8 protein-coding genes are annotated in these 13,022 nt (G+C 56.3%); 2 read left to right on the top strand and 6 right to left on the bottom strand.

Annotation, left to right across the window (positions count from 1 at the left end; translation table 11 throughout):
* Positions 1-8: 8 nt before the first annotated feature.
* The 5 genes from HHJ16_RS00730 to HHJ16_RS00710 form a co-directional block, all read right to left on the bottom strand.
* On the bottom strand, positions 9-2,897 hold the full coding sequence (locus HHJ16_RS00730; RefSeq protein ID WP_293639873.1) for a 2-oxoglutarate dehydrogenase E1 component: 2,889 nt from the start codon (positions 2,895-2,897) through the stop codon (positions 9-11).
* 204 nt (positions 2,898-3,101) lie between these two features.
* Complete coding sequence (locus HHJ16_RS00725; RefSeq protein ID WP_293639871.1) at positions 3,102-5,024, bottom strand: propionate--CoA ligase; 1,923 nt, start codon at positions 5,022-5,024, stop codon at positions 3,102-3,104.
* Between the two features lie 36 nt (positions 5,025-5,060).
* Positions 5,061-6,044 (bottom strand): MDR family oxidoreductase, encoded by a 984-nt coding sequence (locus HHJ16_RS00720; RefSeq protein ID WP_293639869.1) that lies wholly within the window; start codon positions 6,042-6,044, stop codon positions 5,061-5,063.
* A 161-nt stretch (positions 6,045-6,205) separates the two neighbouring features.
* Complete coding sequence (locus tag HHJ16_RS00715; protein ID WP_293639867.1) at positions 6,206-6,829, bottom strand: isochorismatase family protein; 624 nt, start codon at positions 6,827-6,829, stop codon at positions 6,206-6,208.
* 23 nt (positions 6,830-6,852) lie between these two features.
* Positions 6,853-7,497 (bottom strand): TetR/AcrR family transcriptional regulator, encoded by a 645-nt coding sequence (locus tag HHJ16_RS00710; protein WP_293639866.1) that lies wholly within the window; start codon positions 7,495-7,497, stop codon positions 6,853-6,855.
* 102 nt (positions 7,498-7,599) lie between these two features.
* Between HHJ16_RS00710 and HHJ16_RS00705 the strand changes: the two genes are divergently transcribed.
* Positions 7,600-9,237 carry a 4-hydroxyphenylacetate 3-hydroxylase N-terminal domain-containing protein gene (locus tag HHJ16_RS00705; protein ID WP_293639864.1) on the top strand — a complete coding sequence of 546 codons (1,638 nt, stop codon included), beginning with the start codon at positions 7,600-7,602 and terminating at the stop codon, positions 9,235-9,237.
* 108 nt (positions 9,238-9,345) lie between these two features.
* Positions 9,346-10,353 carry a D-2-hydroxyacid dehydrogenase family protein gene (locus HHJ16_RS00700; protein ID WP_293639863.1) on the top strand — a complete coding sequence of 336 codons (1,008 nt, stop codon included), beginning with the start codon at positions 9,346-9,348 and terminating at the stop codon, positions 10,351-10,353.
* 190 nt (positions 10,354-10,543) lie between these two features.
* Here the strand turns inward: HHJ16_RS00700 and HHJ16_RS00695 are convergent, their stop codons facing one another.
* The gene (locus tag HHJ16_RS00695; RefSeq protein ID WP_293639862.1) at positions 10,544-12,700 is read right to left on the bottom strand and encodes a hypothetical protein; all 2,157 of its coding nucleotides are present in this window, start codon (positions 12,698-12,700) and stop codon (positions 10,544-10,546) included.
* Positions 12,701-13,022: the final 322 nt, after the last annotated feature.

The raw sequence follows: 13,022 nt of genomic DNA, 5'->3' as shown, positions 1-13,022 counted from the left end.
CCGCGACTTCACTTGGTCAGGACAAAACCCTTGAGCTTGCCAAACGCGCCATCCACCAGCGCTTTTTGCTGTTCTTGGTGCAGGTGGGAATAGCCTACCGCCGGAGAGGCCGATGCTGCGCGGCCAGAGTAACCAAGCTTCTGGCCATCGAGCATATTTTCGTGGATGTAATGCTGCACAAAAAACCAGGCGCCCTGGTTTTGCGGCTCGTCCTGGCACCAGACGATGTCGGCAGCATTCGGGTACTTTTTCAGCTCCGCTGCAAAGGTTTTGTGCGGAAACGGGTAAAGCTGCTCGACGCGCAGGATCACCACGTCGTCAACGCTTTTTTCCTCCCGCTTCTTGGCCAAGTCGTAATACACCTTGCCCGAACAGGCAATGATGCGCTTAACCTTGTCCGCCTTTTTGTTGATCTCTTCTTTTTTCTCGGGAATGATGGTCTGAAAACTACCCTTGATGAACTCGGAGATCGGCGAGGTTGCGTCTTTGTTACGGAGCAAGGACTTGGGTGTCATGATTACCAGCGGCTTGCGCAAGTTGCGCACCATCTGACGGCGCAACACGTGGAAGATCTGGCTGGCGGTGGTCGGCTGAACCACCTGCATATTGGTGTCGGCAGACAACTGCATGAAGCGCTCAAGGCGAGCGGAGCTGTGTTCAGGTCCTTGTCCTTCGTAGCCGTGCGGCAGCATGAGCGCGATGCCGTTGACACGGCCCCACTTCACTTCGCCAGAGGCAATGAACTGGTCAATCACGACCTGGGCGCCATTGGCGAAGTCGCCAAATTGTGCTTCCCAAATCACAAGGGTGTTCGGATCGTTGGACGCGTAGCCGTACTCGAAAGCCAGTACCGCTTCTTCCGACAGGATGGAGTCGATCACCACAAATGGAGCCTGATTGTCGGCCACATTTTGCAAGGGAACGTAGGTTCCAGTGTCGAACTTCTCACGGTTCTGGTCGTGAATCACTGAATGGCGGTGGGTAAAAGTACCGCGCCCGCAATCTTCACCTGACAGACGTACCGGGTAACCGCTCGCTACCAGCGAGGCAAATGCCATGTGTTCGCCCATGCCCCAATCAACCGGGATGTCGCCGCGCCCCATGGCCGCCCGGTCGTCATACACTTTTTTGACTAAATTATGGGGGGTCACACTGGGGGGGATCGTAGTAATTCTCTCGGCCAAACGTTTCCATTCGGCCATTGGAATGGCGGTTTCTCCGGCATCCGTCCACTTCTGGGCGAGGTAACGGCGCCAGTCCACTGCGTACTTGCTCTTGAAATTCGTGAGCACGGGATCGAACGTGCTCTTACCGGCATCGAGCGCTGCCCGCGTGGCCTTGACCATATCCTCACCGAGCGTCTCGCCCATGCCCTGCGCCGTCAGCTTGTCGGCATACAGGCGGCGAGTGCCGGGATGCTGCGCAATTTTTTTATACATCAGCGGCTGGGTCAGTGCAGGCGTGTCCTGTTCGTTGTGACCCAGTTTACGGAAGCAAATGATGTCGACGACGACATCTTTCTGGAATGCCATGCGGAATTCGAGTGCCAGCTGGGTAGCCAGCACCACGGCTTCCGGGTCATCGCCGTTAACGTGAAGCACAGGCGCTTCGATCATTTTGACCACGTCGGAGCAGTACAGCGTGGAACGGCTGTCTCGCGGGTCGCTGGTGGTAAAGCCGATTTGGTTATTGATGACGATGTGCACCGTACCGCCCGTGAAATAGCCCCGGGTTTCTGCAAGCGCCAGCGTTTCCATGACCACGCCTTGTCCGGCAAAAGCGGCGTCGCCATGCACCAACACAGGCAACACCTGCAAGCCCTTCGGATCGGCCCGGCGGTCCATGCGGGCACGAACCGAGCCTTCCACCACCGGATTCACGATTTCGAGGTGGGAGGGATTAAATGCCAGCGACAAGTGGACGGGCCCGCCTGGGGTCGTGACATCAGAGCTAAAACCCTGGTGGTATTTCACGTCTCCGCTGGGCAGATCTTCAGGTGCCGTATGGTCAAATTCGGCAAACAAGTCGGCGGGCACTTTACCCAGCGAGTTGACCAGCACATTAAGGCGACCCCGATGCGCCATGCCAATGACGATTTCCTGCACGCCGACTTCCCCGCCGCGCTGGATGAGTTCGTCCATGCTGGCAATAAAGCTTTCACCGCCTTCAAGCGAGAAACGTTTTTGGCCGACATATTTGGTGTGCAAAAAGCGCTCAATACCTTCGGCCGCGCTAAGCCGGTCAAGGATGTGAAGTTTCTTTTCCTGGGTGAAGTTGGGCTTGCTGCGAATAGCCTCCAGCTTTTGCTGCCACCAGCGCTTTTGGTTCTGGTCGGTGGCGTACATGTACTCGGCACCAATCGTGCCGCAGTAGGTCTCGCGGAGCGCGTTTATCAGTTCCCGCAAACTCATGGTGTCTTTGCCGAAGAAAGTATTGCTGGTGTTAAACACCGTTTCCTGGTCGGCATCCGTGAAGCCGTAGAAAGACGGCTCCAACTCAGGAATTTTGTCGCGCTCGGCCCGTTTCAGGGGATCCAGGTCAGCCCAACGAACGCCGACATTGCGATAAGCTGCGATAAGTTGCTGGGCCGCCGTACGCTTGCGCCCCATTTCCAGGTCGGCATTCGCGACCACAACCTTGGTCTGACCTTGCTTGGCACGCTCGGCAAAGGCATTGATGACCGGCATGTGCGGCACGTCTTTGGCGTTGCTGCCATCCACTGCGGGAACATGCTGCAAGGCGTCGAAATACTCGCGCCAGGTTTCAGGTACGCTGCCCGGATTGGCGAGGTAGTTTTCGTACATCTCTTCGACATAAGGCGCATTGCCGCCGAAAAGATAGGTATTGCCTTGATAGGCGGTGTAGACAGATGCAGGTGACTGCGCGTTGGAATTCATATCCGCTGACCTCCGTTTCCCTTGGGGAAACATTAGCTGGTTAAAGCTGGTTAATTAACCTTCCGCAACACGGCTTGACCGATTAGCGGGTGCGACTGTGGCACGAAACGCCTTCAGAAACAACCGATATTGTGCCACCGAACCGTGACAGCGGAAAGGCTGTCGTCCTATCAATTGCCAGTTGTTGCCGCGGCCATGGCTGGCTTATTTAGTCACCAAATCCTTCACTTGCTGCAGCGCAGCTGGATCGTCCATTGTGGTGAGATCCCCCGCATCGCGGCCTTCGCACACGGCTTGAATAGCGCGACGCAGCAGCTTGCCACTGCGCGTCTTGGGTAAGGCGGTCACAAAGCGAACCCTGGCAGGTCGCGCGACAGCGCCGAGATCGTTGTCCACCCGCTTCATGATTTCGGCTTCGAGCTTAAGTGATACTGCGCTGTCTTGTGACGCGCTGGCATCCTTAAGCACTACAAATGCCATGGCAACCTGCCCTTTCAGCGCATCGGCCACTCCGACCACGGCCACTTCTGCCACCTGCAAGTGGCCGGAAATACTTTCTTCAATTTCGCGCGTGCCCAGCCTGTGTCCCGCCACGTTGATCACGTCATCGGTGCGGCCCAGAATGAAGTAATAACCGTCTTTATCCCGTATGCCCCAATCGAACGTGTTGTAAACCATTCTGCCGGGCACACTTTTCCAATAAGTATTGACGAAGCGCGCGTCGTCATTCCAAATGGTTTGCATAAAGCCTGGTGGCGTGGGCCCATCTAGGACAACCACCCCTTTCTCGCCAGGCACGGTCAACTCCTCTCCGGTGGATTCGTGCAGCAGTTTGACGTTGTAGCCATACATCGGAACGCCTGGGCTGCCAAACTTACTGGCTTTTTTCTCGACGCCGTTGGCAACGGTCAAAATCGGCCAACCGCTTTCGGTTTGCCAGTAGTTATCGATGATGGGCACATTCAGGCCTTCACTGATCCAACGCGCGGTGGGTTCGTCCAACGGTTCGCCGGCGAGGAATAGCGCACGCAGGCTGGAAAGGTTGTATTTTTTGAGCAGTGCTGGGTCCTGCTTTTTAAGCACACGCACTGCAGTCGGTGCGCTAAACATGGTGGTAACGCGGTATTTTTCCACCAAGCTCCACCAAATGGCGCCATCAGGTTTGCCGTCCATACCTTGTGTTGGAAGCCCTTCATACAGGATGGTCGCCATACCCCCGATGAGTGGTCCGTAGACAATGTAGCTGTGGCCCACCACCCAGCCGATATCACTGGTTGAAAAAAAGGTTTCGCCTGCCCGTCCATCAAAAATGTGCTTCATGCTGGCCGCCAGCGCTACAGCGTAACCGCCCGTGTCACGCTGCACGCCCTTGGCTTTGCCGGTAGTTCCACTGGTGTAAATGGTGTAGCTGATCGCCGTCGAGTCCAGCCATTCGCAAGGAATTTGGGCATCCAGGTGTATCGCACGGAGATCGTCCCACAGGTGGTCGCGCCCTGCCACTATCGCCATGGGCGCTAATTTGCGGTTGGCTAGCAGCACCGCTTCGGGTTTATGGTTGGACAGGCGGATCGCCTCGTCCAGCAGCGGCTTATAGGCCAACGCGCGTCCACCGCGCGAACCCGCATCGGCACTCACAATCACTTTTGGCGTTGCATCTTCGATCCGCGCGGCCAGCGACCCACTGGCGAACCCGCCGAACACCACACAATGAATCGCACCAATTCGCGCGCAGGCGAGCATGGCGAATGCCGCTTCGGCAATCATCGGCATGTAAATCAATACACGGTCACCCTTTTGCACACCCAGCGCCTTCAGGCTCGCCGCCATCCTCTGCACTTCAAGATGCAAATCTTTGAAGGTATAGGTTTTCTCAAGGCCTGTTTCGCTAGAAACGGCGATCAGGGCCGCTTGATCAGCCCGGTCTTTGAGATGCCGGTCTACGGCGTTGTGGCAAAGGTTGGTTTCGCCCCCTTCAAACCACTGTACGAACGGCGGATTGTCGTAGTTACAAACCCGGTCAAAAGGTTTGTGCCACTCGATCAGTCGGGACTGTTCGGCCCAAAATGCGTCTGGCTGGTCAATGGATTGCCTATAAAAATCGGCGTAGTTGGCGGGTGCATTGCTCATGGCTTGTCTCGATTTTGTGTTGTAAATTATTCAGATTCAGATCTTGACCACGATACGTCCGCGGATTTTTCCTGCCATTAGCTCAGCCGCTTTTTCGGCGGCTCGGGACAGCGGCACCTCTTCAATCATGGCTTCGAGCTTGGCGGGATCCAGGTCCTTCGCCAAACGATCCCATGCCGTTTGGCGGCGCGCCAGTGGGGCCATCACGCTGTCGATGCCGACCAACGTGATGCCGCGCAAAATAAAAGGCATCACCGTAGAAGGAAAGTCAGCGCCCTGGGCCAACCCACAGGCCGTCACGACCCCTCCGTAACGGGTTTGAGCGCAGGCGTTGGCCAATGTGTATGAGCCCACCGCATCCACCACCGCGGCCCAGCGCTCCTTTTGCAGCGGTTTGCCGGGGATAGAAAGCTCTGCTCTATCAATCACGCGGGCGGCACCGAGCTGTTTGAGGTAGTTTTGCTCACTGGCCTTGCCCGTTGCGGCCACTACGGTATAGCCTAGTTTGCTGAGCAGCGCGACGGCCACACTGCCTACGCCGCCGGTGGCACCCGTGACCAACACCTCCGCAGAGGCACTTGCCGGCATGATGCCGTGTTGTTCAAGCGCCAACACGCAGAGCATGGCCGTGTAACCTGCCGTGCCGATCGCCATCGCCTGACGCGTGCTGAACGCCTGCGGCAACTTGACCAGCCAGTCCCCCTGCAAGCGTGCGCGTTCGGCCATTAGTCCCCAGCGAGTTTCGCCCAGACCCCAGCCGTTGTGCACAAATCGGTCACCAGCCTTCCAGTGAGGGTGAGTGGACTCCAGTACCGAGCCGGCACCATCGACCCCTGCCACCATGGGCCAGTTGCGCACCACGGCACCGGTGTTGGTGATCGCCAAGCCGTCTTTGTAATTGAGGGTTGAGTAGTCCACCCTCGCTAAAACGTCCCCTGGTGGCAATTGGGATTCTTGGATTTCAGCGATAGCGGCTGAAAAACCGGCCTCGGATTTGCTGAGTTGAAGTGCCTTGAACAAGGAATGTCTCCTGATAAGTCTTGGTTTGTCTGGATTAAAAAGCAAACAACTGTATTTTTATTATTCATGACGGACTTGCATCACGCTGACGCGAGCCCCGAGCAGCCTGATCTTTTTTGATTCAGGCGGGGCAAAGAGGTCACCAAGACAGGTCCAACCCTTTATTTGATCAGGGTCTGGATGTCCCTGAACAGGTCGTGCTCAGCCGTACGCAGCCATTCAAACGCCACCATCTCGGTGGTCACCAGCTCAGCACCATTACCCGCCAGCCTGTCAAATGCTGCGTCGCGGTTGCGTTCAGTGCGGGAGCTACAAGCATCCGTCACTACCCACACCTCGAACTCCTCTTCCAGCAGGTCCAGCGCGGTTTGCATCAAACACACATGCGCTTCGCAACCGGCGATCACAATGGTGCTTCGCCCGGCTTCTTCCGGTTCCGGCGGTTTTTGAAGGTACTTGGGCAGACTGCGTGCGTTACCGCCCATCGGCGCTTTGCGTGCGGGTGGGCGCAACCAGTCAAGCAAGCCATCCGCAACGGCGCTGAAATGCATCTTGGCAAGTGTTTTACCGCCAGCCGCATCAATCGCAGCCTGCAATTCCGGCACGTTCTGCCCCAGCTTTTCAGGGTTCTCTGCCGTACCCCATACCGGCACCTCAAGCGCCCGGGCCATCTGGGCCAGACGCACCGCATTGGCGATCACGAAGTTCTTCTCAAAAATGGCGGGCATCAGCCGGATCTGGTAATCCACAAGTACCAGTTGGGTGTCATCAACGTCAAGCAACATATTAATTCCTGAAGGTCTGGCAGTTAGGGGACTTTTCCACCGCTTCGCTGCAGGCGCTTGACCAGCCCAAGCAGGTAGGCGTCAAAAAGCAGCGTGGCATTTTGCCCAAACATGCGGATACGTCCCGTGTGCTGCAGCAGCAGCAAACCCACACCGTGGGCAAATAATGAAGTATTTTCGCTCAAAGCTTCTTCCGGGCTCAGCCCCATGGCCTTCAAAGCAGCTTCGCAGGGTCCGAGCGCATCGTGCAGGCGATCATTAAGCTGGTAATTGAGGTCGGCAGTCAGTCCGCGCGGGCGCATGCCTTGCATCAGGTAAAACCCCAGATCGAGATCACGCGGGTTTGCCGCATAAAACCCGAACCAGGCGCTGGCAGCGGCCTGCAACAACTCGGCAGGACTGAGTCCGCAAGTGCGAGCACCTTTCGTCGCGGCGTCCACTGCTGCGTTCAGGCGTTCCAGCGATTCCGCAAGCAGCGCACCGTAAATCGCTTCCTTGCTTTCAAAATACGAGTAAATCGCCCCTGGGGTATATCCCGCCTGTTTGGCGATTTCACGAATGCTGGCCCCTTCGATGCCATGCCGCTCGAACACCGAGCGGGCAGCGAGCAATACGAGCGAACGGCGCGAATTGTTCATGGCCTGTTGGCGTTGCAGTTTGGCTTGCATCCGTTTAATGTAAACCTGAAAAAGCTGTGGCAATGTAGCAATTGAACACTTGATCATTAAATTAAACGTCGTTTAAAATAAACTCCAACCAGGAGACTTTCCATGAATGCACCCGCCCCCACCGCGACGCTGATGTCTGGCGACGACTTTCGCGAATCCCTGCGGCGCTACAAGCCGCGCGTGTTTCTGGACGGTCAACGGGTAACTAGCGTGGTGGATGAACGCGGTTTTGGCCCTGGCATCAATGCCATCGCCCTGACTTATGACTATGCGCTGAAAGCGCGTTACGCACCGATCATGACGGCCGTGCAACACACCAGCGGCAAGCTGGTAAATCGTCTTTCGCACATCAACACCAGCAGTGGCGACTTGCTCAACAAGCTTGAGGCCGTGCGCTTGGTCTGCCAGGAAACCGGTTGCGCCCAGCGCTACCTGACGCACGACGCACTTAACGCCATAGGCCAGGTCTCGGCACGCATCGACGATGCGCGAGGCACCACTGAAAACAGCGCGCGCTTCCACCACTATCTACACCGCATTCAGGAACAGGACCTCACATTGGGTGTGGCCATGACCGATGCCAAAGGCGACCGCAGCAAACGCCCGCACGAGCAATCCAATGTGGACAGCTACCTGCACATCGTTGAGCGCAACGTCCTCCAAAATGGCCAACGCGGCATCACTATCAGCGGCACCAAGGCGATCGTGACTGGCGCGCCGTATATGCATGAACTGCTGGTCATGCCTTGTCGCAACATGGGCAAAGAAGATGCCGACTTTGCAGTCTGCTGCGCGGTACCCATCGACGCGCCTGGCGTGACCATCGTCGCACGCCCTGCCGGACGCCCCGGTGAAAAGGTCGAGCACGGCGCAGCCCTTTTTAGCCGCAAATATGGCCAGAGCACCGGTGTAGTCATGTTCGACAAAGTGTTTGTGCCCATGGAGAACGTGTTTTATGCCGGTGAATGGGAACACTCCGGCCACTTGACCTACAGCTATGCTACCCACCATCGCCACACGTGCATAGCGGCGCGCGCAGGGTTTGGAGATCTTCTGATTGGGGCAGGCGCATTAATGTGCGAGGCCAACGGCTTTGACCCTGCCAAGGAAACCCATTTGCGTGAACAGATGGTGGAGCTCATCACTATCACGGAGAGCTTCTATGCCTGCGGGGTGGCCGCAAGCGTTTATGGCAAGCCGGACGAACACAGCAAGACTTTCATGCCCGACCCCGTATTCAGCAACATTGGCAAGCTGTTATTGGCTACCAAAATTTATGACATGCACCGCATCGCGCACTACGTGAGTGGCGGCCTCATAGTCACGCTGCCCGGCCCTGACGAAGACCACAATCCCGAAACCGGTGCAAGACTGTCTGAAGTGTTGCGTGCCAACCCGGACGTGCCCTACGAGCAGCGTATAGAAACTGCCCGCTTCATTGAAGACTTGACCGCGGGCTATCAGGGTGGCTGGTATAGCGTGATCAGTCTGCATGGCGGTGGCTCTCCTGCCGCGATGAAGCAGGAAATTTACCGTAATTATCCGATCGGTTCCAAAGTCGAACTGGTGGAGCGCATTCTGGAGCGCGGAATAGGCGCTGATGGATCACCTTCCGCTGCCGCTCATGACCCTGGCCGGTCCATTACGCAAAACAGACAGCCTGGTAAATGCTGCGACACGGGTTGCACAACGCCGGGTCAGCCCGTGATGGTGGACTTGCCCTCCCGACGTGTGAGTTAAAAACTTATATTGCTTTTGCGCCCGAGTGCTGCTGTTTAATAGCTGAACTTGAATACCTTCAGTAAGTCTGCCGCAAATGATGAGAAATCCAGCAGGCACAATAGCCACATGAATATTGTGATCCTTGATGACTACCAGGACGCAGTGCGAAAACTGAACTGCGCTGCCAAATTGGATGCTTACCCTGCCAAGGTCTATACCAATACAGTCAAAGGGATAGGCCAACTGTCGGTCCGACTCAAGGACGCTGATGTGATTGTGTTGATTCGCGAACGAACCCAACTAAATCGTCAGGTGATTGAAAAGCTACCCAAGCTCAAACTGATAGCGCAAACCGGTCGTATCGGTAACCATGTCGACGTGGCGGCCTGCACAGAACGCGGGATTGCTGTCGCCGAAGGTATAGGGTCTCCCACCGCTCCTGCTGAACTGACTTGGGCGCTGATAATGGCCGCGATGCGCCGTATTCCCCATTACGTGGCGCATTTGAAGCATGGCGCTTGGCAGCAATCAGGACTCAAGTCCGCCTCAATGCCGCCCAATTTTGGCATCGGTTCGGTTCTGAAAGGTAAGACGCTGGGTATCTGGAGCTACGGCAAGATTGGGCAAATCGTTGCGGGCTACGGGAGAGCGTTTGGCATGCGGGTGGTAGTTTGGGGGGGTGAAGCATCGTGCGAACGGGCTCAGGCTGAGGGTTTTGAAATAGCTGCTAGAAAAGCCGAACTCTTCGAACAAAGCGACGTGCTAAGCCTGCACTTACGGCTGCACGAGGAAACTCGCGGCATCGTGACGCTGGAAAATTTATCGCGTATGAAGCCCAGCGCCTTGCTGGTCAATACCTCGCGGGCAGAACTGATCGCGCCCGAAGCCCTGCTCGCCGCACTTAATCGGGGGCGCCCAGGCTTGGCGGCCGTTGATGTCTTTGAATCAGAACCCATTTTACAAGGCCATGCGTTGCTTCGGCTTGAGAACTGCATTTGCACGCCGCACATCGGCTATGTCGAGCAGGATAGTTACGAGCTGCATTTCGGGGCAGCCTTTGACAACGTGCTCAACTTCATTAAGGGCACGCCCACCAACATTGTCAATCCCACCTACGTACACGTCCGACGGTAGCGGAGCCATGGTGGATCAACCATGGCCCATGGAAAGGCTGGTTTTCGGTCCTCGAAGCGAGCGAATGCGGCACCGAAGTTAGCCCCCCCTCTGAAGATGCGGCCAGCGCAGTACACGGCGCGACAGCCCCTGGTCGCAAAGTATGTTCTGGGAGCCGTCGAGCGTCTAACAACGCAGTTAAACCACCACCCTACGTAGTTTTAGACGGCGGCTGTTTTACCGGATCCAGGTCAAAGTCGATGAGGTTTCTCGACTGCTGATGAGATGGCAACTCGCTGACGGTGGCTGGGGGCAGGATCTCGGGCACAGCCTTGTCGTGAAAATGGAATTGATCACTCAAGTCAATGTCCAAGCCAAGTCGGGGCGAAACATGGGGTTGAATCGAGCCGATAGATGTCTCCGTAAAAACTGCCCGAGCTGGGGCCGTGTCTTTAAGCTCGGCCGAAAGTGGCAGGCTACCGGTCGTTGCAAAGTCAGTCGCGTTGTGCAAGACCTCTGACGCAGTAGACGAATCGGGCGCTGGCGATGCACTCGGTGCAATATTCCCCGACCCGGTGGGCCGCTCAACAATTTTCTTTGCAATCGCATGAAGCAGAAGCAACTCGCGGTAGGCCGTAACACTGAAAACCTCATGAATGGAATTTGGTTTACGGAAAAAGGATTCCTCAATCACCTTGATGACCTCGGGTGTAGGCCATAGTGACTCAATTTTCGACAACGCCGCCGGATAGAACTCCAGGCCCTGTGTGTCCGTGGTGTACTCGTCAAATACGGGCACCTGGGCATTAAAAATTTGATTGAACTCCTGGCGCAGCAGATCGTAATCGTCGTTGTAGCCCAAGCTGCGGTAAAGGTCAAAGAGGTCAAGATAGACCAATGCGCTGGCATCCACACTGTCGGTAATATGATGGCGCAAAACCTCTACGGCCATGTCAAAGTCGCCCAGAGACACGAAAAAGTCGGCCTGCTGCTGTACGTCGAACAGTTCTTCTGCATTGCCGACGCGTGGCGAGCCCGTAACGCCCGGCAGACTTCGCGAGAAGTCCGGGTGGCCTTTCGATTCAATCGGCCTGAAGCCTTTAGCCGACTGCGGCATCCTTGCGTTCTGCTTCTTGGACTCAGCGCCTGCGGCATTGAGATCGAGGTCCCGTTTGGAGTTTACTGGCGGGTCAATCGGGACCAGCGGTTGGACCTTGGACTGCCAACTTGCTGGCGCAAGGTTTCCCGGGACTGCGTCCTGCCCCTCAAATTTATTGTCTGGGTCAAGCCTTCTGCGCCACCAAGGACCAAGCGTAAATTCACTATTTATTCGTTGATTGCGGGTCCAGAAAAAGACAACAGCGAGGGCCGCCATCAGCAACGCCCCCAGGACGTAAACCAGCCAATTGCTATAGCGCTCGCTACGCGACAGCTCAAGCTGGACTCGTAGTGCCTCCACTGCGTTCTCACTCTTGCGACCCTGGGCCAGAATGTTAGCCACCTCCGTTTCCAGGAACTTGAGCCTCTGGCTGTCGCGCAACACGTCTTGGGGTTGGACGTTAAGCGCTTGCCAGAGCGCGGCTGCCGCAGCTCGTTGTTGCGTATCCGTCGAAGGCATAGTCAGGATCTCGAACGAAGAGCGCAACACAGGATCCCGCTCGGCGGACAGGTCAAGGGGATCGAGCTTCAACCGGGCACTCAAGGATTTTTGGCCTGGTTCCCGTGGTAGCTTGGCCGCCGGATGGACTGGCGGAATGGTCAAGGCGAGTGCGAGGACCCTGGCGCGCTGATCATTGGCCGCGCTTGCTGAAGGGTTGGCTTCAGCCTTTGCTCTGAAGGCCCTTCTGCGGGGGCTGGTTAATGCAGGATCTGCTTCCACAGTCCCGGCTGGCGCACCGGATCTTCTCGCGACGTTGCGGGGGGGGGCTAATTGCACGGCCACCACAGCTTCAGCAATAGTGTCCGTTGCTTGAACAGCATTGTTGCCCGACACTTCCGGCAGCAGCACGTACTTACGCGTGCTGTTCTGCGTACAGCCTTCGCGCACAAGCACTGTCACTATGGGCTCGTCCACGGCAGAGGTGGTCTGGATTCGGATCAGCGCTTCAGTGGCTTTCGCACCTGCTTCAATGACAGTGCTCACCCGGCTTGGCGGGATCTGGCTGTCCCCGAAAAACACATTGGCAGACACGCAGGCCGACGCGCGGCTTTCAGACTCGTTAAATTGAACCGGCAGCGTTACGTTCAGGGGTCTGCTCAAAATGGTCGCACCGCGCATACGCCCCAAAGACACTGCCAGGCTGCTGGTTGTAGCACTCAATAGCACAGCACCGAGTAGGTATTTAAGGAGAATCTCGGTGACTTTCATAGGCTTAAGGATAGTCCGAACAAATCGTTACCAACGGAAGTAACAAAGGATTAATTTTCAAATAGTGTAATTTCATGAGAAATTGCCGGAAATTCCGTCGGTTTTGCGACTTCCTTGGGCTTTCATCACCATGGGCAAAACATTTGTCCCGTTCGCGGGCGCATTCATGCACCGAATCCTGTCAATTTGCTGCGCATCATCCAAAAGCTGGACAGCGTAAACAACGTGATGCGCTCAGCCGTGCTTTTCTTCAGGTCTCCATAGAACACGCTCGCAAATCCAGACTGGCGCTTGATCACCCGAATGGGTGTTTCACCCCGCC

Source organism: Polaromonas sp. (genome assembly GCF_012927485.1).
GTDB lineage: Bacteria > Pseudomonadota > Gammaproteobacteria > Burkholderiales > Burkholderiaceae_C > Polaromonas.
The sequence above is the reverse complement of the archived record's forward strand: the minus strand, read 5'-3'. Positions and strand labels throughout refer to the sequence as shown.